This window comes from Pseudomonas kuykendallii (assembly GCF_900106975.1).
GTDB lineage: Bacteria > Pseudomonadota > Gammaproteobacteria > Pseudomonadales > Pseudomonadaceae > Pseudomonas_O > Pseudomonas_O kuykendallii.
This window is the reverse complement of sequence record NZ_FNNU01000002.1, coordinates 325,178-346,046: the sequence shown is the minus strand read 5'-3', so window position 1 is coordinate 346,046 and position 20,869 is coordinate 325,178. Positions and strand designations below refer to the sequence as shown.

Here is a 20,869-nt window from a genome sequence, read left to right as displayed (position 1 = left end):
GCACGCTCAAAGTCGCGTCCCTCGCCAGCCAATTACCAGCCGTAGCCATTTCGAAAGATAGTCCCAGCGGCACGCTATCCAGGGATCGAGCCGCCAGGCCCGACGATAGCAAGCCAACGCCTCGCTGCGCAGCCCGGCAAGGTAGCAACCGCGAAACAGGGACAGCTGGCGCTGTGCCCGGTAGGCGCGCAGGCGGTGCTGGAACTCGCCCGGCAGACGCTCGAAGACCGCCGCCGCAACCCGGTCGCCGTGGGCGGCATCCAGCTCCAGCTGATTGCGCAGGGAATCCGCGTGCTTGTAGATCCAGACGAGCGGAACATCCAGCACCGAAATCACCGGCGACGAGAGCATGAAGGCGAAAACCGCCAGATCTTCGCCCTGCTTCAAATCCTCGGGATAGGGACAGCAGGTCGCCCGCGCGCGGCGGAACACAGCGCTGCCGTGCCCCATGCCGAAGCGTTTCTTCAGCAGGAAATCGTCGAGCCGGGAAAAAACCGCGTCGGCGATCCGTCCGGGAGGGTGATAGCGGCTACTGCCGTCCTCCGCGCAATCCAGATGCCCGCCGAGCAACAGATCGATACCGGGGCAGGTGCGCAGCCTATGCAGGATCGCCGCTATCGCCCCCGAAGCCATGACATCGTCGGCATCGAGAAACAACACCCAGCGCCCGGAGGATATCGCCAGCCCGGCATTGCGGGCCGCGGAAGGGCCGCGGTTGTCCTGGCGCAGATAAGCGGCACGCTGCGCCCCGCAATGCCGTCCGCGCAGCAGATCGAGCGTAGTGTCTTGCGAACCGTCGTCGACGACGATCAGCTCGCACTCGCCGGTGAGCTGCATCAGCACCGAATCCAGGCAGCGCGACAACACCGAGGCGTAGTTGTAGGCGGGAATGATCACGCTCAATAGCAGATCGGCCGGTGCGTCCCGTTTCCAGCGAGCATCGGCCACCTGCATCAGTCATGCCCCACGGCGGGTGGCGGCGCTTCGGCGCTGGGCAGGTTTTCCTCCAGCCAACGCGCCAGGGGGCTATCCGCCGGCCAGTTGCGAATGAAGCGGGCGCGGTCCGCCGCCTGGGCGCGCTGCCATCCGGCACCCGGTGGATGCGCGCGCAGCGCGTCGAGGTCGATGAGCAGCAGATGCCCGGCATCCCACAGCAGGTTGGTCGCCTTGAGGTCGCCGTGGCTGATGCGCTCGCGCGCCAGGTCGGCGAAGAGGCTCTGAATCGCGCCGGCCTCTTCCGGGGACGGCAGACGATCGCCCTCGCGCCCGAACAGCGCGAACAGGTCGCCCGCCTCGCAGAAGACGTTGATCAGCCAGCCCCCGCGACGCAGCCCGAGAAAGCGTCGCTCGATGCAGGCCAGCGGTCGTGGCGTGGCGATGCCGAGGAACTCCAGCCGATTGCCCTCGATCCAGCTGTGCCAGGCCCGGCTCGGGCGCAGGCAGCGTCGGAGCCAGTGGCCGAGGCCCTTGACGTTGTAGCGCTTCACCAGCAGTTGGCGCGTCGCCACCTCGACCTTCGCGACCGTCGCGCTGCCTCCGTCCTTCAGCAACTGCCCGGCGCGGATGAACGCGTCGGGGTCGGCCAGCAGCGGCGCCAGGGCGTCCTGCTCGTCACGGCGCACGGCGCACAGGCTGCGCGGCTCGGTACGCACGCTGAACAGGCTGCAATCGCGCCCCGCCTTCTGCAGGTAATCGCGCAGACGCCAGCGACGGACCCGGGCGACATCCTTCAGCAGCGCTTCCAGCGGCAGGGCGTGCTCGCCATTGGCCAGCAGGTAGTGCACCAGCAGCTCTTCGAAAAAGGGTTCCAGGCGCGCCGGTAATTGGGCGAAGAACACCCCGAGGTTTTCCAGCGCCCGTGCTCGGGACAGCGGCTGCCCAGGGGTTTCCGCCTGCACGCCGCCGCCATCGATGAGGAACAGGCGACCGTCGTGGCGCAGCAGATTGTCCAGGTGCAGATCGCTCTGCCACAGGCCCTGGGCATGCAGGCGGGCGATGGCGGCGAGGGCTTCGCCCAGCACGGCCTGCTGGGCGTCCGACAGCGGCGCTTGGTGCTCCACCGCGCGCCAGGCGTCCCACAGGCTCTGCGCGCCGTCGAGGAACTCGAACAGCAGCCAGCCGCCCTGCCCGGCCTCGAAGCCTTCGGCGAGCAGCGCCGGGGTATCCAGGCCGGAGGCGGCCAACAGCGCCGCGCCGTCGCGCTCGCGGGCGAAATGCCGCTCGGCCTTCGCGCCAACCAGCAATTTGGCGAGCACCGCTCGCCCCTGCCGCTGCGCCAGGCCGACATAGCGCTGCCCCGGCAGCACGCGCAGCCAAGCGCTGACCTCCAGGCTGTCCGCGCCGAGGTCAACGCTCAGCGGCAGCGCCGGCGCGCGGCCGGCATGCTGCAACTCGGCCAGCTTCACGTGCGCGCCTCCTTGCGGCGCTGACGCGCGGCGAGCAGCGGCAACCAGTGCTCCACCTCGGCGCTCGTCGCCGGCCGGTCCAGGTAGGCGGCGAGAAATCCGCGCACGTCGGTCTCCTGCCAGACGTGCGCGCGGCGCAGCAGCGGTTCCAGATCACGCACCCGGTCGGCCTCGCCCCGGCGCAGCGGACGGGTCTTCTCCAGGTCGATCAGGCAGGCGTCGAAGCCGTCGGCCTCGCGCAGGAAGATGTGCTTGGGGTAGAAACAGCCGTGGCTCTGCCCGGCCTCGTGCAGCCGGCGCGCCAGCCGCCCCACCGCCGTCAGCAGCGCCTGGCGTTGCTCCGCCGGCCGCTGCTCCCAGCCCTCCAGCCAGTGCTGCAGGTCCCGGCGGTCGTCCAGCGCCCGGGTCAGGAGGATCGCGTGGCGCTCGCCGCGCACCTTTCGCTGGCCGAAGAAGGCCGCCTGCAACGCCGGAATGCCCAGCTCACGGTAGCGCTGGATGTTGCGGAACTCGCGGGCGAAGCTCGGCTCGCCAAAGGGATGGCGCAGGCTGCGCATCAGGTAGTCGGACTGGCGCTTGAGGTAGTAACCGCGGCCCTCCAGCTCCAGGCGGAAGACCTGGCTCCAGCCCTTCCCCGCCCGGTTCGGCGCGTCCACAGCGTCCAGTTGCAAGGCCCAGAGCGCGTCGAAGCTCGCCAGCACGTGGCGCTCGAACAGGTCGCGGTCATCGCCACACAGGTAATCGCTCACTCGCGGCCCTCGAAATAGGTCAGCACCTGGCGGATACGCTGTTTGTCGCTCGCCCCGAGCCGCGTCACGCCGGCGTACCGCAGGTAGAAATGTAGCCGCTGCGTACGCGACAGGGTGTACTTCGCCACCTTGTCCAGACAGGCGAGGTCCTTGACGATGCGCCGGCGCAGCAGCGCGCCGCGCCAGAAGGTGCCGCCTGGGCAGTCGATGAAGAACAGCTCGCCGCGGTCGTCGACCAGCAGGTTTCGCCACTTCAGGTCGTTATGGGCGAACGAATGGTCGTGCAGGATGCGCGTCGCCGCAGCCAGTTGCCGACTGATGCCATCGACCCAGCGACGATCGCGCAGGCGGGGATCGTGGTTGTTCGCAAGCCACGCCAGGTCGTGGGTGTTGGGCAACTCCCGGGTGATCAGCGCACCGCGCAGGAAGGCCCCGCCGCTACGCTCCAGCCCCCAGCCGACCACCGTCGCCGTGGGGATGCCCCAGCGGGCGAAATGCTTGAGGTTCTGCCACTCGGCCTTGACCCGCGGCCGGCCCAGGTAGCGCCGCACGCCCTTGCCGGCCCCCCAGTAGCGCTTGACGTAATAGCGAACGCCGTCGACTTCGACACGGATCACCTCGGACAGCGGGTCGCGGGTCAGGCGCTCGCCCTCGAGCGCGAACACCGCTTCCAGGCTGCCGAAGTGCGCCGACAGATCGGCATGCGACGGATCGAGCTTCCAGCCCGCCATCAGCGCGCCTGACCGAGGTCGCGGGCGATCCGCCAGACCGGTACGAACGGCCGCCAGACGTAGTTGCCGAGCCATTTGAAGCGCCACAGTGGATACAGCACGGTGTTCTTGTGGTTGAAGCCGGGGCGCCAGACGAAGTTCTTGCGCCGGCGGGTGATGGTGAAGGTGGGAATGTCCATCATCGAGGCCAGGTGGCCGCCGCCGGAATCGTTGCTGATGACCACGGCGGCGCCGGCGACGTAATCCATCAGCGCCTTGACGTCGGGAAAGGCATGCAGCGGGAAATCGCCGATGGCCGCGCCGATCCGCTCGCGTTCGTCCGGCATGCAGACGAACTCGACGTCCCAGCCGCGCGCCTTGATGGCATGAGCCAGCAGGCGGAAACCGGCCAGCCAGTAATTCTTGCTCTCCTTGGGCGTGGTCGGGAAAACCACCACGCGGCGGCTCGGTGCCGGCTCTTTCTCGCGCCCCATGACCCGCTCACCGGGCCCCAGGGAGATCCCGTACACCTGGTTGGCGTAGGAGTCGACCCAGTCGACCATGGTCTGTCCGGCACGCGAATCGAGGCAGAACGGAATGCTCGCGCCCGGCAGGCGCTCGCCACGCACGATCACCTCGCGCCCGTGCAGGCCGGACTCCCGGGAAATCTTCTTCGCGGTGACGAAGGCCACGTTGGTCAGCGCCGCGTAGGCCTGCGCACCCGCGCCCGGCTCGTAGCACTTCTCGAAGCAGGCGATCAGCAGGTCGAAGCGGGGCGACAGCACCTCCAGCGACTCGCTGTCATCGCGCCGCACGTCGAGCCAGTCGAAGTACTCGCGCGCCGGATAGAGGGTCTTGCTGAAGAAGCTCACCTGCGCGCCGGCACGATGAAACAGCCAGGCCAGACGCAGGTAGAGGGTGACGTCACCCAGTGCCGGAAACGAGACGATGCCGACACGCAGTCCGTTGAAATTCATGTTGCCCCTTGTATGCAGGCGCCGCTCATGCCGCGGCCCCTGGCTCGTATTTGCGTCGGTAGCGCTGCAGCAGGCGCTCGGCCTTGCGCTCCAGCCAGGCCAGCAGCGCGGCTTCGTCGCGCAGAATCTCGCGCAGCGGCTTGCCGAAATAGGTCTTGAGGAAGCGCAGCTTGTCACGCCGCGTCAGGCCGATGTCCAGCGCCGAGAAGTACAGCCCGGCGATGTCCTTGTTGCGCCAGCGGGCCGGCGTCTGCGTGCGCACCTGGGCGCGGTGCAGGTCGATCACCGACAGCCTGAACGCGCCGGTTGCCGGCGGTGCGTCGGTGTGCAGGAGGAAATGGCAGATGTAGCAGTCGCGGTGGTTGACGCCGGCGCGGTGCATGGCGCCGGTCATCCGCGCCACTTCGGCGATCAGCGCCCGTTTCAGCGCCGGTGGCGGCGGATCGCTCGGCCAGTCGCGGCAGAAATCCTCCAGGCTGACGGTCGGCGCCAGCTCTTCGGTGACGATGAAGGAATGCTGCGTCGCCGGGTTGGCACCACGCTCGCCGAACGCCACGCAGGTCATGGTCGGCACGCCGACCTCGGTCAGCCGCTGGATCGCCGCCCATTCCTGACCGGCGCCCAGCACCGGCGCCTTGGCGGTCAGCCAGTTCTTGACGATCTCGCCCCAGCCGACGCCACGGTGGATCTTCACGAAATAGCCACGGCCGTCGACTTCGGTGCGCAACGTGCGGCGCGCCTCCAGTTCGCGGTAGACCTCGCCCTGCAGTTTCTCCACCTCGACGAAGGGATCGCGGCCCTGCCAGAGGCTCCTGAAGGGTTCCTGCAGCACCAGCTTGCTCATGGCCGTTCTCCGAGAATCACATCGGCCGCCCGCTCCGGCATCGAGTACAGGTCCGCCGAATCGGCGAAGGCCAGGCCGTTGCGCGACCAGCCGGCACGCGCCGCGTCGTCGGCGAGCATGCTCGCCAGGATGGCGTTCAGCTGCGCCTGCTCGAACGGCTCGGCGAGCACGCGGCCGGCATCGGCATCGGCGATGTAGTGGGCATAGCCGCAGACCGCGCTGACCAGCACCGGCAGCCCGGCGACCAGCGCCTCGAGCAGCACGGTGCCGGTGTTCTCGTTGTAGGCCGGATGGATCAGCAGGTCGGCGCCGAGCAGGAAACGCGGAATATCGCTGCGCCCCTTGAGAATCTGTACCTGCTCGGAAATGCCCAGCGCGCCCATCTGCAGCAGGAACGGCTTGGGATCGTCCTGGCCGATGGCGATCAGCCGGGTGCGTTTCTTCAGCTCGCGGGGCAGCGCGGCGACGGCCTTGAGGCTGCGGTCCAGGCCCTTGGTCTTGAAGCCGGAACCGATCTGCACCAGCAGCAGATCGTCATCGGCCAGCTTGAATTCGCGGCGGAACTCGGCGCGGATGTCGGCGGCGTTGGCCGGCGCGCGGCGGTCGGCGGCGATGCCCGGCGGCAACAGGTGGAAGCGCTCGGCCGGGGTGCCGTAGTGCTTGGCGAACAGCGGCTGCTGGACCTCGGAGATCATCAGGATCTCGGTCTTCGCGTCGGCGCCGAACACCGCACGCTCGTAGTCGGCAAAGTGCTTGTAGCGGCCCCACTTGCGGTACAGCGGGTTGCGCAAGGTCTGCGCCTTGTCCTCGTAGCAGCCGTCGGCGGCGTAGTAGACGTCCAGGTTCGGCATCTTGTTGAAGCCGATCAGCCGGTCCACCGGATCGCGGGCCAGGTCGGCGGCGATCCAGGCGCTGAATTTCTCGTTGCGCCGGTGGTTGAACAGCGCCTTGACCGGCGCCACGCGCACGTCGAAGCCCGCCGGCACGTCGCCTTCCCAGATCGGCGTGTAGACGCGAATGGCGTGGCCACGGCGCTGGCACTCCAGGGCGATGCGCATGAAGTCGCGCTGCAGGCCGCCGAAGGGGAAGTACTTGTAGAGGGCAAAAGCCAGTTGCATCAGGCGCGATCCTCGAAAACGCTCTCCGGCGCCAGCAGCAACGCCTCCAGTTCGGTGCCGACGCGCTCGGCATCGAGGCGGTCGAAGCACGGCGTGTCACGGTCGCCAAGGCCGGCGCCCGGCCCGCTCGCGCACAGATGGACCTGCGAGCGGCCGTAGGCGCCGACGCGGTCCGGGCGGGTCGGGCCGTAGAGCGAGATGCACGGCACGTCCAGCGCGGCGGCGAGGTGACCGAGGCCGGTGTCCACCGCCACGCAGGCGCGCGCGCCTGCGATCACCTTGGCGACCCCGGCAAGGTTCAGTTTGGGCAGCACGGCGACCTTTTCAAGGCCGGCGGCGATGCGCTCGGCGCGGGATTTCTCGGTCGGGTTGCCCCACGGCAGGCGAATCGCCCAGCCGCGTTCGGCGATGCGCTCGGCCAGGGCACGCCAGTCGGCTTCGGGCCAGTGCTTGCTGGCCCAGGTGGTGCCGTGCAGGAACAGCACGTAAGGCTCGCCGGCGGGATCGGCCAGTTGCGCGCGGTCCAGCCCGTAATCGCCGATGCCGGTCGGCAGCGGGTAATCCAGCGCCTCGGCGAACAGCGCGCGGGTGCGCTGCAGCGCATGCTGCTCGCGGGCCACGGCGTAGCGCCGGTCGTAGAAGCGCGCCGCGATCGGCTCGCGGGCGGAGTCGCGGTCGAGCCCGGCCACCGGCGCCTTCACGTAGCGGGTCAGCCAGGCGCTCTTCAGCAGGCCCTGGGCATCGATCACCAGGTCGTAGCGGGTCTCGCGCAGGCGCGCCTTGAAGCGTCGCCATTCGCCGCTCTTCCAGGTCTGCAACGGGTGCTTGCGCCAGCGCCGGATCGCCACCGGGATCACCTGCGCCACCGCCGGATGCCACGCCGGGATTTCGGCGAAGCCCTCTTCCACCACCCAGTCAAAACGGATGCCGGGGATCGCCCGCGCCGCATCGGTGAGGGCCGGCAGGGTATGGATCACATCGCCCAGGGAAGAGGTCTTGATCAGCAGGACGCGCAACGTCAGCTCACCTCGAGCGGGTCGCCGACCAGCCGGCCGAGGGCATCCAGCACCGGGCGCGGCTCAAGCTGGCGCAGGCAGTTGTAGTGACCGAAACGGCAGGTGCGCTCGAAACACGGGCTGCACTCCAGCCCCAGGCGCACCACCTCCACCTGGTCCGCCAGCGGCGGGGTGAACTGCGGCGAGGTGGAGCCGTACACCGCCACCAGCGGGCGGTTCAGCGCCGCGGCCACGTGCATCAGGCCGGAGTCGTTGGAGACCACGGCGGCGGTGCAGGAGAGCAGGTCGATGGCCTCGGCCAGCGAGGTATCGCCCGCCAGGTTCAGCGCTTCCTCGCGCAGGCCGGGGATCAGCCGCGCGCGGATTTCCTCGCCCACCGGGTGATCGTTCTTCGAGCCGAACAGCCAGACCTGCCAGCCTTCGCGAATCTTCAGCTCGGCGACCTTAGCGTAGTGCTCCACCGGCCAGCGCTTGGCTTCGCCGAACTCGGCGCCGGGACACAGCGCCAGCACCGGACGATCCAGTTGCAGGCCGAACGTGGCCAGCGCGGCGTCGCGGCTGGCCGGGTCGATTACCAGCGCCGGCCGCGGATAAGGTTGCGGCAACGCGGCGCCGGGCTCGTAGGCGAGCGCCATGAAACGCTCGATCATCAGCGGATAACGGTCCTTGTCCAGCTTGCGGATGTCGTTGAGCAGGCCCAGGCGCATCTCGCCGCGCCAGCCGGTGCGCTTGGGAATCCCGGCGAAGAACGGCACCAGCGCCGACTTCAGCGAGTTCGGCAGCAGGATGGCCTGTTGGTAGCGCCCCTTGAGGCCGGCACCGATGCGCCGGCGCGCGGCAAGATCGAGCACGCCGTGGCCGAGCGGAAAGCTCAGCGCCTCGCGCACTTCGGGCATCCGTTCGAGGATCGGCCGGCTCCACTCGGGCGCCAGCACATCGATGGCACAGCCGGGATGGCGCTGTTTCAGGCAGGCGAACAGCGTCTGCGCCATCACCATGTCGCCTACCCAGCTCGGGCCGATGATCAGAATATTCATAAGGGACTCGAGGCGCGGACCGCCCGAGCCCGACGGAGGCTGCGCAGGGCCGCCTCGCGCCGGGCTTCGCCGGGAAGGTCCGGCGACTTACTTGACCAGGGTACGCCAGTCGGCGTGGCCGTCGGTCTTGCCGCTGACCAGGTCGAAGTAGGCTTTCTGCAGCTTCTCGGTGATCGGACCACGGCTGCCGCCGCCGATCTGCCGGCCATCGACTTCACGGATCGGCGTGACTTCGGCGGCGGTACCGGTGAAGAAGGCTTCGTCGGCGATGTACACCTCGTCGCGGGTGATGCGCTTCTCGACGATTTCCAGGCCGAGTTCCTTGGCCAGGATCAGCACGGTGCCGCGGGTGATGCCGTTCAGGCAGGCGGTCACCTCGGGGGTGTACAGGCGGCCTTCGCGGATCAGGAAGATGTTCTCGCCCGAGCCCTCGGCGACGTAGCCTTCCGGGTCCAGCATCAGCGCCTCGTCGGCGCCGCCGGAAACCGCTTCCTGCAGGGCCAGCATGGAATTGATGTAGGCGCCGTTGGACTTGGCGCGGGTCATCGAGATGTTCACGTGGTGGCGGGTGAAGGAGCTGGTGCGCACCTTGATGCCGCTCTTCAGCGCTTCCTCACCCATGTACGCGCCCCAGTGCCAGGCGGCGACGATGACGTGGACCTTCAGGTTGTCGGCGCGGATGCCCATGCCTTCCGATCCGTAGAACACCATCGGACGGATGTATGCCGAAGCCAGGTTGTTCTCGCGCACGGCGGCGCGGGTCGCCTCGTTGATCTCGTCCTTGGTGAACGGGATCTTCATGTTCATGATGTGCGCCGAATCGAACAGCCGGTCGGTGTGCGCCTGCAGGCGGAAGATCGCCGTGCCCTGCGGGGTTTCGTAGGCACGCACGCCTTCGAACACGCCCATGCCGTAGTGCAGGGTGTGGGTCAGCACATGAGTGGTAGCGTTGCGCCACTGCACCATTTCGCCGTCATACCAGATCACGCCATCGCGGTCGGACATCGACATAACTGCCAGCTCCTCAAGGTTCGGTTCGTACAACTAATACGGGTTGGCGACGCGCCGGGATTCAGCTCAGCCCCAGCGTCCGCCAGATGCGCATCACGGCGCGCCGCTCGGCCTGCAACTGATCGCCTGGGACCACGCCCGGAAGCTTTTCCAGCGCCTGACGATGCGCCACGGAGCGGTAGGTCTTGTAGGCTTCCTGTAGCAGGGCGACGTCTTCGGCCGGGAGCAGTCCGGCATCAGCCAGGCCGTCCAGAATGCGGATGTTATCGGTGTAGCGCAGCAGCTCGGGATGCCCGTGCGACCAGGCCAAGGCCGCGTATTGCACCATAAATTCGATATCGACGATACCTCCGGCGTCCTGCTTGAGGTCGTAGCCAACGGTGGCGGCGAAGGCATTCGCCGCGGTGCCGGCGGCGGTCAGCGGGGTGCCGAGGTTGCTGCGCATCTTCGCGCGCATCTCGCTGACCTCCTGGCGCAGCGTCGGCAGATCGCGCTCGCGGCCGAGCACGCGGGCGCGCACCTGTTCGAAGCCTTCGCCGACCCGGCGATTGCCCACCAGCACGCGGGCGCGCACCAGCGCCTGGTGTTCCCAGGTCCACGCCTCGGTCTCCTGGTAGCGGGCGAAGGCGCCCAGCGAACTCACCAGCAGCCCGGCCGCGCCGGACGGACGCAGGCGCATGTCGACCTCGTAGAGCTGGCCGGAGTTGGTGTGCGCGGTGAGCAGGTGAATGATCCGTTGACCGAGGCGGGTGAAGAACTGCGCGCCGTCGATCGGCTTGGGCCCGTCGGTTTCCGCCTGCGGATCGCCGTCGTGGATGAACACCAGGTCGAGGTCGGAACCGTGGCCCAGTTCGATGCCGCCGACCTTGCCGTAGCCGACTATGACGAAATCCGGATCGCATGGGCTGCCATCGGCGCGTTTCGGCGCGCCGTGGCGCGCCACCGTATGGCGCCAGGCCAGCGCCAGCACCTGGTCGAGAATTGCCTCGGCGAGCCAGGTCAGGTAATCGCTGACCTTCATCAGCGGCAGCGAGCCGCTGATCTCCGAGGCCGCCACGCGCAGGCCGTGGGCCAGCTTGAAGTGGCGCAGCGCTTCCATCTGCTGCTCGAGGTCGTCCTCGGGAATCCGCAGCAGTCGCTCCTGCAGTTCGGCGGCCAGCTCCGGCGCGTTCGGCGGGTTGAACAGCCGTCCTTCGTTGAGCAGCTCGTCGAGCAGGATCGGGTAGCGCGCGATGTGCCCGGCGATCCATGGACTGGCGACGCAGAGGGCGATCAGCCGCTGCAAGGCTCCGGGGTTTTCCGTCAGCAGCACCAGGTAGGCGGAGCGCCGCACCACGGCTTCGACCAGCGGCAGCACGCGCTCCAGCACCCGGTCCGGGTCCTGGTGTTCGGCGGCCATGCTCAGCAGCCGCGGGATGAAGGCGTCCAGCCGCTCGCGACCCAGGCGCTGCATGGCGCGCGCCTGCGGCCCGTTGCGCAGTTCGGCGAGGCGCTTGCGCGCGGCGAAGGGATCGACGAAGCCGGCATCCAGCAGTTGCCGGTCGATGGCCTCCTCTTCCATGCGGTCTTCCCACAGCGGCAGCCACTCGCCGCCGACGCTGGCCTGGCTCGGCAGGTTCTCTTCCTCGTTGGGGTCGGCGATCACCTGGCGGAAGTGCCAGTCGATGCGCTCGCGCCAGTGGCTGAGGCGCTCGTGGAACGCGGCCCAGTCTGGGAAACCCATGATGAAGGCGACCCGCGCGCGCTCCAGCGCGCCGTCGGGGAGCATCTGCGTCTGCCGGTCGGCGATCGCTTGCAGGGCGTGCTCGGTGTAGCGCAGGAAGGCGTAGCCGTCGCGCAACTCGGCGATCACCGCCGCCGGCAGGTAGCCCTGCCCTTCGAGGGTCGCCAGCACCCTGAACAGAGAGCGCTGCTGCAGGCTCAGGTCGCGGCCGCCGTGGATCAGCTGGAACACCTGGGCGATGAACTCGACCTCGCGAATCCCGCCGGCGCCGAGCTTGATGTTCTCGTCCATGCCCTTGCGCCGGACCTCCTGCTGGATCATCTGCTTGAGCAGGCGCAGCGCCTCGATTGCCGAGAAATCCAGGTAGCGCCGGTAGACGAACGGGCGCAAGTGGTCGAGCAGTTGCTGCCCGGCCTGCCGGTCGCCTCCGACCACCCGCGCCTTGATCATCGCGTAGCGTTCCCAGTCGCGCCCCTGGTCCTGGTAGTACTGCTCCAGCGCGCTGAAGCTGAACACCAGGGCACCGGCGGAACCGTAGGGGCGCAGGCGCATGTCGACGCGGAACACGAAGCCGTCGACGGTGATGCTGTCGAGCGCCTTGATCAGCCGCTGGCCGAGGCGCGCGAAGAACTCCTGGTTATCCAGCGCGCGCTTCACGCCCTGGGTTTCGCCACCCTCCGGGAAGCCGAAGATCAAGTCGATGTCCGAGGACAGGTTCAGCTCGCCGGCGCCGAGCTTGCCCATGCCCAGCACGACCAGTTGCTGGGCCTCGCCGGAGCGCTTGCCGATCGGCGTGCCGAACTGCGCGCAGAGGCGCGGGTAAAGCCAGCGGTAGGCCTCGTCGATGCACACGTCGGCCAGCTCGGAGAGGTCGCGGCAGGTTTCGATCAGGTCGGCCTGGCGCGTCAGGTCGCGCCAGATGATGCGCAGCTGCTGACGGTTGCGAAAACGTCGCAGGCGCCGCGCGAGGTCGTCCTCGTCGCTGCATTCGGCAAGCAGGCGGTGCAACTGATCGCGCAGCTCGCCGGTCTGCAGAGAACGCTCCAGCTCGCCGGAATCGGCCAGTTCGAGAAAGGCGTCGGGGCTGCGCGCGGCCTGTTCGGCGACGAAATCGCTGGCGGCGGTTACCCTCAGGAAGTCCGCGCGGCGCGGCGCGGGCCAGCTGGAAAGGCGCCGCTCGGCGCTGTCGCCGAGGCTTGTCACGGCAGCGCGCAAGGCCTGTTCCGCGCGTTCGGCGCCGCTGCGCAGGACGTCCGGCACGACGACGAGTGGGGGCAGGTTCATGGTCTATCCTTGTCGGCTGCGGGTTGCCGACGGGGGATGCGAAAGAGGTTTTCCGCCCCTGCCGAAAGCCCACGCTGGCAATGAAGAAGCCGTTGTTATTGTAGTTTTACTACTGGGCAATGTGCCCGAATGGATGAAACCGACGTCGGAATGTAGTAAAACTACAAGGCCGAATGACCGGCACATCCAAGAATTTAGCCACTTCCGGCCCACAAGGCCGGTGGTGTTACAGGCGGCCGATTTTGGTTGCCTTTCCGCCCTGGAGCAAGCCATGCAAGATCTCGATCCCGTCGAAACCCAGGAATGGCTGGACGCCCTTGAGTCGGTCCTGGACCGCGAAGGCGAAGACCGCGCCCACTACCTGATGACCCGCATGGGTGAACTCGCTACTCGCAGCGGTACTCAGCTGCCCTACGCGATCACCACGCCGTATCGCAATACCATCCCCGTCACCCACGAAGCACGCATGCCTGGCGACCTGTTCATGGAACGCCGCATCCGCTCGCTGGTTCGCTGGAACGCCCTGGCGATGGTGATGCGCGCGAACATGAAGGACCCGGACCTGGGTGGCCACATTTCCACCTTCGCCTCCAGCGCGACGCTGTATGACATCGGCTTCAACTACTTCTTCCAGGCCCCGACCGAGGAACACGGCGGCGACCTGATCTACTATCAGGGCCACGCGTCGCCCGGCATCTATGCCCGCGCCTTCCTCGAAGGCCGCCTGTCCGAAGACCAGATGAACAACTTCCGCCAGGAAGTCGATGGCGGTGGTCTGTCGTCCTACCCGCACCCGCACCTGATGCCGGACTTCTGGCAGTTCCCGACCGTCTCCATGGGCCTCGGCCCGATCCAGGCGATCTACCAGGCGCGCTTCATGAAGTACCTGGAAAACCGCGGCTTCATCCCCGCCGGCAAACAGAAGGTCTGGTGCTTCATCGGCGACGGCGAGACCGACGAGCCGGAAACCCTCGGCGCCATCTCCCTGGCCGGTCGCGAGAACCTGGACAACCTGATCTTCGTCATCAACTGCAACCTGCAGCGCCTCGACGGCCCAGTTCGCGGCAACGGCAAGATCATCCAGGAACTGGAAGGCAACTTCCGCGGCGCCAACTGGAACGTCAACAAGGTCATCTGGGGCCGCATGTGGGACCCGCTGTTCGCCGAGGACGAAGACGGCCGCATGCAGCGCCGCATGGACGAGGTGATCGACGGCGACTACCAGAACTACAAGGCCAAGGACGGCGCCTTCGTGCGCAAGCACTTCTTCGGTGCCGATCCGGAACTGCTCAAGCGCGTCGAGAAACTCACCGACGACGAGATCTGGAAGCTCAACCGCGGCGGCCACGACCCCTACAAGGTCTATGCGGCCTACCACCAGGCGGTCAACCACAAGGGTCAGCCGACGGTCATCCTGGCCAAGACCATCAAGGGCTACGGCACCGGCGCCGGTGAAGCGAAGAACACCGCGCACAACACCAAGAAAGTCGATATCGAGAGCCTGAAGAAATTCCGCGACCGTTTCGACATCCCGCTCAATGACTCGCAGCTCCATGACCTGCCCTTCTATCGTCCGGAAGAAGACAGCGCGGAGATGAAGTACCTGCGCAAGTGCCGCGAGAAGCTCGGCGGCCACCTGCCGCAGCGCCGCCACACCAGCGTGAGTATCCCGACCCCGCCGCTGGAAACCCTGAAAGCCGTGCTCGACGGTTCCGGCGATCGCGAAATCTCCACCACCATGGCCTTCGGCCGGATCCTCGCGTCGCTGGTCAAGGACAAGGAACTGGGCAAGCGCATCGTGCCGATCCTGGCTGACGAAGCGCGCACCTTCGGCATGGAAGGGATGTTCCGCCAGCTCGGCATTTATTCCCCGGTAGGTCAGCTGTACGAGCCGGTCGACCGCGATCAGGTGATGTACTACCGCGAAGAGAAGGACGGCCAGATCCTCCAGGAAGGCCTCAACGAGGCCGGCGCCTTCTCCTCCTTCGTCGCTGCCGGCACCGCCTACAGCAACTACAACACGCCGATGCTGCCGGTCTACATCTTCTATTCGATGTTCGGCTTCCAGCGTATCGGTGACCTGGCCTGGGCCGCCGGCGACGCACAGACCCGCGGCTTCCTGCTCGGCGGCACCTCCGGGCGCACCACGCTGAACGGCGAAGGCCTGCAGCACGAGGATGGCCACAGCCACATCCTCGCCAGCACCATCCCGAACTGCCGCAGCTACGATCCGACCTACGCCTACGAGCTGGCCGTGATCATGCGCCACGGCGTCTATCAGATGATGGAGAAGCAGGAAAGCGTCTACTACTACATCACCGTGATGAACGAGAACTACCAGCAGCCGGCCATGCCGGAAGGCGTGGAAGAAGGCATCATCCGCGGCATGTACCTGCTCGAGGAAGCCAAGGGCGACTTCGCCCACCGCGTCCAGTTGCTGGGTTGCGGCACCATCCTCACCGAAGTCCGCGCCGCAGCCGAGCTGCTCGCCGAATTCGGCGTCGGCGCCGACATCTGGAGCGTCACCAGCTTCAACGAACTGCGTCGCGACGGCCTGGCGGTGGACCGCTGGAACCGTCTGCACCCGGCCGAAGAGCCGCGCAAGACCTACGTCGAAACCTGCCTGGAAGGACGTCATGGCCCGGTCGTCGCATCGACCGACTACATGAAGCTGTTCGCCGACCAGATTCGCCAATGGGTTCCGAGCAAGGAATACCAGGTCCTGGGCACCGACGGTTTCGGCCGCAGCGACAGCCGCAAGAAATTGCGCGACTTCTTCGAAGTCGACCGCCGCTGGGTCAGCCTCGCCGCGCTGCAAGCACTTGCCGATCGCGGTTCGGTCGAACGCAAGGTGGTGGCCGAAGCCATCGCCAAGTTCGGCATCGATCCCGAGAAACGCAACCCGCTTGATTGCTGATAACGCGAGCGAACAGGAGAACATATTGTGAGTGAAACCATTCGCGTACCCGATATCGGCAGCGGCGAAGGCGAGGTCATCGAGGTACTGGTCAAGGTCGGCGACGTCGTCGAAGCCGAACAGGGCCTGGTCACCCTCGAATCCGACAAAGCCAGCATGGAAATTCCGGCACCGAAGGCCGGCAAGGTCGTCGCGCTGCATTTCAAGATGGGCGACAACCTGAAGACCGGTGACCTGCTGATCGACCTGGAGAGCGCCGACGGCGCCGCCAGCGAGCAGGCATCCGCCGAGCCCAAGGCCGCCGTGGGCGAGACCCAGGAGGCTCCGGAAGAGTCAGAAGCGCCTACACCGCCGGGCGACGACGATGCCTCGGCATCCGCCGGCGAAGGCGAAGCGCAGGAGATCAAGGTTCCGGATATCGGCTCCAGCGCCAAGGCCAGCGTCATCGAAGTGTCGGTCAAGCCGGGCGACACCATCGAAGCCGAGCAGTCGCTGATCACCCTGGAATCCGACAAGGCCAGCATGGAAATCCCCTCGCCGGCCGCCGGCGTGGTGGAAAGCCTGTCGGTCAAGGTCGGCGACGAAGTCGGCACCGGCGACCTGATCCTGGTCCTGAAAGGCGCCGCCAAGGCCAAACCCGCCAAGGCCGCCAGCGCTCCCGCTGCCGCGCCGAAGAGCGACGCCAAGCCTGCCGAACCCGAAGCGGCCGCCGAGCCCGCGGGCGAAAGCAGTGAAGAGGTCAAGGTTCCGGACATCGGTTCCAGCGGTGACGCCAACATCATCGAAGTGATGGTCAAGGTCGGCGACACCGTCGAAGCCGACCAGTCGCTGATCACCCTGGAATCCGACAAGGCCAGCATGGAAATCCCTTCGCCGAAAGCCGGCGTGGTGGAAAGCCTGGCGGTCAAGGTCGGTGACCAGGCCAAGACCGGCGATCTGATCCTCGTGCTCAAGGTCGCGGGCGCCGCTCCGGCCAAGGCCGCGGCGAAGACCGAAGCGGCCACGCCGCAACAGGCCGTCGCACCGAACAAGCAGGGCGTCACCGAGCCCCAGGCATCGGCAGCGCCTGCGCCGGCCGCGGCTGCACCGAGCAAGGCCGGCAAGAAAGTCCACGCCGGCCCGGCGGTCCGCATGCTGGCGCGCGAATTCGGCGTCGATCTCGCCGACGTCACCGCCAGCGGTCCGCGCGACCGGATCGTCAAGGAAGACGTGCAGGCCTTCGTCAAGGCGCAGCTGCAGAAAGCCAAGAGCGCGCCAGCCGCCGCCGCGGGCGCAACCGGCGGCGCGGGTATTCCGCCGGTGCCGGAAATCGACTTCAGCAAGTTCGGCGAAGTCGAAGAAGTGCCGATGACCCGCCTGATGCAGGTCGGCGCCGCCAACCTGCACCGCAGCTGGCTGAACGTGCCGCACGTGACCCAGTTCGACTCGGCCGACATCACCGAGCTGGAAGCCTTCCGCGTCGCGCAGAAAGCCGTCGCCGAAAAAGCCGGCGTCAAGCTGACCGTGCTGCCGCTGCTGCTCAAGGCCTGCGCGCACCTGCAGAAGGAACTGCCGGACTTCAACAGTGCACTGGCTCCCAGCGGCAAGGCGCTGATCCGCAAGAAGTACGTGAACATCGGCTTCGCCGTGGACACGCCGGACGGCCTGCTGGTCCCCGTGATCAAGAACGTCGACCAGAAGAGCCTGCTGCAACTGGCCGCCGAGGCCGCCGCGCTGGCGGAAAAGGCACGCACCAAGAAACTCGCCGCCGACGACATGCAGGGCGCCTGCTTCACCATCTCCAGCCTCGGCCACATTGGCGGCACCGGCTTCACGCCGATCGTCAACGCGCCGGAAGTCGCGATCCTGGGCGTCTCCAAGGCGACCATCCAGCCGGTCTGGGATGGCAAGGCCTTCCAGCCGCGCCTGATGCTGCCGCTGTCGCTTTCCTACGACCACCGGGTGATCAACGGTGCCGCCGCCGCGCGCTATACCAAGCGTCTCGGCGAGCTGCTCGGCGATATCCGCACGCTGTTGCTGTAACGGTTTTCCGGCGAGCCACACGGCCCGCCGGCCCCCTTGCTCGAGCACGCCACGCTCGTTCCTCGGCCCCGCCTCCCAGCGGGGCTTTTTTTTGACTGTGCAGTCCGCAAAAAAACCCTACCGAATGTCTGTTAAAACAGGCACTTCCCGCAGAGTGCTGCCAAAGTGCCTCTACGCTTGTCAGCGGCAGAGACTTTGATGCACCCTTGCCCGACACATTGACGGGCCGACGCCCCTACCCAGGTCCTAAAACCGGAAGCAGCCGCCCGAATGAAGAACCATCCCGATCCCGCCAGCCGTCCGGCGGTCGAGGTAGTTACGCAACTCCCCGTGCCCTCTCGGTTGGGAATGCTGCGTTTCGAGCGGCTGAACGAGGCCAGCTGGGCTTTGCTGTTCCTCGATCCGGCCTGCGAGCAACGCCTGGGACTCCCTGCGAGCGAGCTCTGCGCCCTGATCGGCAGCCCCTTCGCCAGCCTGATGGAGCCCGAAGCCCGCTACCGGCTGCACGATGTCATCCAGCAGCAACTCCAGCAGGCGCCGCACTACACGGTGCGCTACACCCTGCACACACCGGAGCGACCGCTGCAGGTGATCGAGATCGGCGAAGGCTTCCAGCAGCACAAGCGCCAACTGCTGCGCGGCTACCTGATGATCGTCGACGACGCCGCCGCGGTGGCCGGCGAGAGTGAGCTGGAGAGCGAACTGGAGGCGCAGAACGCGCGCCTGCGCGCGTCGCTGCAGCTGTACCAGCAGACCCAGGACGACCACCTGCAGCACCTGGTCCGCTCGCGCGCGCAGCAGAGCCTGATCCTGCGTCTGGCGCGGCACCGCTACAACTCCAGCGATCCCCTGCGCGAAGCCGCCGAGCTGATCACCCAGGCCGCTTGCGAGACCTACGCCGTGGCCCGCGCCAGCATCTGGAACCTGGCCAACGAGCGGCTCGAGCCGGTGGCGCTGTATCGCCGCGACATCGACCGGCACGAGCAGCCGCTCGCCCTGGATGCGCGGCCCTTCAAGCGCTACCTGGAAGCGCTCAACGGCGGCCGCGCGATCGAAGCCAGCAATGCCCAGCAGGACCCGCGCACCCGCGAGCTGGGCGAAACCTACCTGCAGCCCGTGGGGATCGCCGCGCTGCTCGCCGCCGGCATCCGTGTCGGCGGCGAGCTGGTCGGCGTGCTGTGCCTGGAGCACACCGGCGGCCAGCGCGAATGGCAGACCGACGAGGTGGCCTTCGCTGGCGAACTGGCCGACCAGTACGCGCAGGTCCTGGCCAACCACCAGAGACGCAACGCCGCCAGCGCACTGCACCTGTTCCAGCGCGCCGTCGAACAGAGTGCCAGCGCCTTCCTGCTGGTCGACTGCGACGGCCTGGTGGAATACGTCAACCCGAGCTTCACCTCAATCACCCAGTACAGCGTCGAGGAAGTGCAGAACCGCCGCCTGTCGGAGCTGCCAGCGCTGGAAAACCTCAGCGAACTGCTCTTCGACGACAACTCCAGCCTGGCCACCACCAACAGCTGGCAAGGCGAATTCCGCAGCCGGCGGAAGAACCTGGAGCCCTACTGGGGCCAGCTGTCGATCTCCAAGGTCTACGGCACCGAAGGCGAGCTGACCCACTACATCGGCATCTACGAAGACGTCACCGAGAACAAGCTGGCGCACCAGCGCATCGAGCGCCTGGCCTACACCGACAACCTCACCGGCCTGGGCAATCGCCCGCACTTCATCCGCAGCCTCGAGGAACATTTCGAGCGCGACGCCGACGTGCCGGTCAGCCTGCTGCTGGTGGACATCGACAACTTCAAGCGGATCAACGACAGCCTCGGCCACCAGACCGGCGACAAGCTGCTGGTCAACCTGGCGCGGCGCCTGCGCAACAGCCTGGCGCCGAACGGCACCCTGGCGCGCTTCGCCAGCAACGAGTTCGCCGTGCTGCTGACCAAGACCGACCTGGAGGCCGGGCAGCGCCATGCCAACCAGGTGCTGCACCTGCTGGACAAGCCGCTGTTCGTCGACAACCAGCTGATCAGCGTCACCGGATCGGTCGGCCTGGCCTGCTCGCCCGACCACGGACGCGACCCGCAGACGCTGATGAAGCACGCCGGCCTCGCGCTGCACAAGGCCAAGGCCAACGGCAAGCACCAGTTGCAGGTGTTCACCGAGGCGATGAATGCCGAGGCCAGCTACAAGCTGTTCGTCGAGAACAACCTGCGTCGCGCGCTGACCCAGAACGAGCTGGAAGTCTTCTACCAGCCCAAGCTCTGCCTGCGCACCGGCAAGCTGCTGGGCATGGAAGCGCTGCTGCGCTGGAACCACCCGGAGCGCGGGATGATCCGCCCCGACCAGTTCATCGGCGTGGCCGAGGAAACCGGGCTGATCATCCCGATCGGCAAGTGGCTGGTTCGCCAGGCCTGCCGCACCAGCCAGGAACTCACCGCGCAGGGCTTCGGCAACCTGAAGATCGCCATCAACCTGTCGCCCAAGCAGTTCTCCGATCCCGACCTGGTCGGTTCCATCACCAGTATCCTCGAGGAAGAGCGCCTGCCCGCCTCGCTGCTCGAGCTGGAACTCACCGAAGGCCTGCTGCTGGAAGCCACCGAGGACACCCGCGACCAGCTCAACCGCCTCAAGGACCTCGGCCTGACCCTGGCGATGGACGACTTCGGCACCGGCTACTCGTCGCTGAGCTACCTGAAGAAATTCCCCATCGACGTGCTGAAGATCGACCGCAGCTTCATCAACGACATCCCCACCAGCCAGGACGACATGGAAATCACCTCGGCGGTGATCGCCATGGCGCACAACCTCAAGCTGACCGTCGTCGCCGAAGGTATCGAGACCGTCGAGCAGCTCGCCTTCCTGCGCAAGCAGCGTTGCGATATCGGCCAGGGCTACCTGTTCGACCGACCGATCCCCGGCCCCGAACTGGTCGAACGGCTGCGCCGCTATCGCCAGCAGAACTGACCTGCACGCACCTTCGTCGCGCCGCCCGGTCCAACCCTGCAGGTGACTTTTCCACGGTTTTGCCGGCATGCTTGTCCGTCCAGGCGCCGACA

Annotated in this window: 14 protein-coding genes; 3 read left to right on the top strand and 11 right to left on the bottom strand. The window is 67.1% G+C overall.

Annotated elements, in window-relative coordinates; all coding sequences use genetic code 11:
- Positions 1-6 precede the first annotated feature (6 nt).
- From BLV15_RS06780 to glnE, 11 genes are all read right to left on the bottom strand, one after another.
- On the bottom strand, positions 7-954 hold the full coding sequence (locus tag BLV15_RS06780) for a glycosyltransferase family 2 protein (RefSeq protein ID WP_090225777.1): 948 nt from the start codon (positions 952-954) through the stop codon (positions 7-9).
- A complete protein-coding gene (locus BLV15_RS06775) occupies positions 954-2,405 on the bottom strand; it encodes a lipopolysaccharide kinase InaA family protein (protein WP_090225774.1) in 1,452 nt (483 codons plus the stop codon). Before BLV15_RS06775 ends, BLV15_RS06780 begins: the two co-directional genes overlap by 1 nt.
- On the bottom strand, positions 2,402-3,154 hold the full coding sequence (locus BLV15_RS06770) for a lipopolysaccharide kinase InaA family protein (RefSeq protein WP_090225772.1): 753 nt from the start codon (positions 3,152-3,154) through the stop codon (positions 2,402-2,404). Before BLV15_RS06770 ends, BLV15_RS06775 begins: the two co-directional genes overlap by 4 nt.
- Complete coding sequence (locus BLV15_RS06765; RefSeq protein ID WP_090225768.1) at positions 3,151-3,885, bottom strand: lipopolysaccharide kinase InaA family protein; 735 nt, start codon at positions 3,883-3,885, stop codon at positions 3,151-3,153. Before BLV15_RS06765 ends, BLV15_RS06770 begins: the two co-directional genes overlap by 4 nt.
- Positions 3,885-4,841, bottom strand: a complete 957-nt coding sequence (locus BLV15_RS06760; RefSeq protein WP_090225766.1) for a glycosyltransferase family 9 protein — start codon at positions 4,839-4,841, stop codon at positions 3,885-3,887. The genes BLV15_RS06765 and BLV15_RS06760 overlap by 1 nt, the downstream gene beginning before the upstream one ends.
- Before the next feature lie 25 nt (positions 4,842-4,866).
- The gene (rfaP, locus tag BLV15_RS06755; protein WP_090225763.1) at positions 4,867-5,685 is read right to left on the bottom strand and encodes a lipopolysaccharide core heptose(I) kinase RfaP; all 819 of its coding nucleotides are present in this window, start codon (positions 5,683-5,685) and stop codon (positions 4,867-4,869) included.
- Entirely contained in the window at positions 5,682-6,803 is a 1,122-nt protein-coding gene (locus tag BLV15_RS06750; protein WP_090225761.1) for a glycosyltransferase family 4 protein, read from the bottom strand. Before BLV15_RS06750 ends, rfaP begins: the two co-directional genes overlap by 4 nt.
- On the bottom strand, positions 6,803-7,819 hold the full coding sequence (gene waaC / locus BLV15_RS06745) for a lipopolysaccharide heptosyltransferase I (RefSeq protein ID WP_090225758.1): 1,017 nt from the start codon (positions 7,817-7,819) through the stop codon (positions 6,803-6,805). The genes BLV15_RS06750 and waaC overlap by 1 nt, the downstream gene beginning before the upstream one ends.
- Positions 7,820-7,821: 2 nt before the next feature.
- The gene (gene waaF / locus BLV15_RS06740; RefSeq protein ID WP_090225756.1) at positions 7,822-8,856 is read right to left on the bottom strand and encodes a lipopolysaccharide heptosyltransferase II; all 1,035 of its coding nucleotides are present in this window, start codon (positions 8,854-8,856) and stop codon (positions 7,822-7,824) included.
- Between the two features lie 87 nt (positions 8,857-8,943).
- Positions 8,944-9,867, bottom strand: a complete 924-nt coding sequence (locus tag BLV15_RS06735) for a branched-chain amino acid transaminase (RefSeq protein WP_090225753.1) — start codon at positions 9,865-9,867, stop codon at positions 8,944-8,946.
- 61 nt (positions 9,868-9,928) lie between these two features.
- The gene (gene glnE, locus BLV15_RS06730; RefSeq protein WP_090225752.1) at positions 9,929-12,874 is read right to left on the bottom strand and encodes a bifunctional [glutamate--ammonia ligase]-adenylyl-L-tyrosine phosphorylase/[glutamate--ammonia-ligase] adenylyltransferase; all 2,946 of its coding nucleotides are present in this window, start codon (positions 12,872-12,874) and stop codon (positions 9,929-9,931) included.
- 271 nt (positions 12,875-13,145) lie between these two features.
- Here glnE and aceE point away from each other — a divergent pair, with 271 nt between their 5' ends.
- From aceE to BLV15_RS06715, 3 genes are all read left to right on the top strand, one after another.
- Positions 13,146-15,791: a pyruvate dehydrogenase (acetyl-transferring), homodimeric type gene (gene aceE, locus BLV15_RS06725; protein ID WP_090225748.1), complete on the top strand. Its 2,646-nt coding sequence runs from the start codon at positions 13,146-13,148 to the stop codon at positions 15,789-15,791.
- Positions 15,792-15,818: 27 nt separating this feature from the next.
- Positions 15,819-17,813: a dihydrolipoyllysine-residue acetyltransferase gene (gene aceF / locus BLV15_RS06720; protein WP_090225746.1), complete on the top strand. Its 1,995-nt coding sequence runs from the start codon at positions 15,819-15,821 to the stop codon at positions 17,811-17,813.
- 270 nt (positions 17,814-18,083) lie between these two features.
- Positions 18,084-20,777: a putative bifunctional diguanylate cyclase/phosphodiesterase gene (locus BLV15_RS06715; RefSeq protein WP_090225744.1), complete on the top strand. Its 2,694-nt coding sequence runs from the start codon at positions 18,084-18,086 to the stop codon at positions 20,775-20,777.
- Positions 20,778-20,869 lie beyond the last annotated feature (92 nt).

What these genes read in the sequence shown, in the direction of transcription:
- BLV15_RS06780 (WP_090225777.1), bottom strand. Translation starts at nt 954, where the DNA reads ATGCAGGTGGCCGATGCTCGCTGGAAACGGGACGCACCGGCCGATCTG.
- BLV15_RS06765 (WP_090225768.1), bottom strand. Translation starts at nt 3,885, where the DNA reads ATGGCGGGCTGGAAGCTCGATCCGTCGCATGCCGATCTGTCGGCGCAC.
- BLV15_RS06760 (WP_090225766.1), bottom strand. Translation starts at nt 4,841, where the DNA reads ATGAATTTCAACGGACTGCGTGTCGGCATCGTCTCGTTTCCGGCACTG.
- rfaP (WP_090225763.1), bottom strand. Translation starts at nt 5,685, where the DNA reads ATGAGCAAGCTGGTGCTGCAGGAACCCTTCAGGAGCCTCTGGCAGGGC.
- BLV15_RS06750 (WP_090225761.1), bottom strand. Translation starts at nt 6,803, where the DNA reads ATGCAACTGGCTTTTGCCCTCTACAAGTACTTCCCCTTCGGCGGCCTG.
- waaF (WP_090225756.1), bottom strand. Translation starts at nt 8,856, where the DNA reads ATGAATATTCTGATCATCGGCCCGAGCTGGGTAGGCGACATGGTGATG.
- BLV15_RS06735 (WP_090225753.1), bottom strand. Translation starts at nt 9,867, where the DNA reads ATGTCGATGTCCGACCGCGATGGCGTGATCTGGTATGACGGCGAAATG.
- glnE (WP_090225752.1), bottom strand. Translation starts at nt 12,874, where the DNA reads ATGAACCTGCCCCCACTCGTCGTCGTGCCGGACGTCCTGCGCAGCGGC.
- aceE (WP_090225748.1), top strand. Translation starts at nt 13,146, where the DNA reads ATGCAAGATCTCGATCCCGTCGAAACCCAGGAATGGCTGGACGCCCTT.
- BLV15_RS06715 (WP_090225744.1), top strand. Translation starts at nt 18,084, where the DNA reads ATGAAGAACCATCCCGATCCCGCCAGCCGTCCGGCGGTCGAGGTAGTT.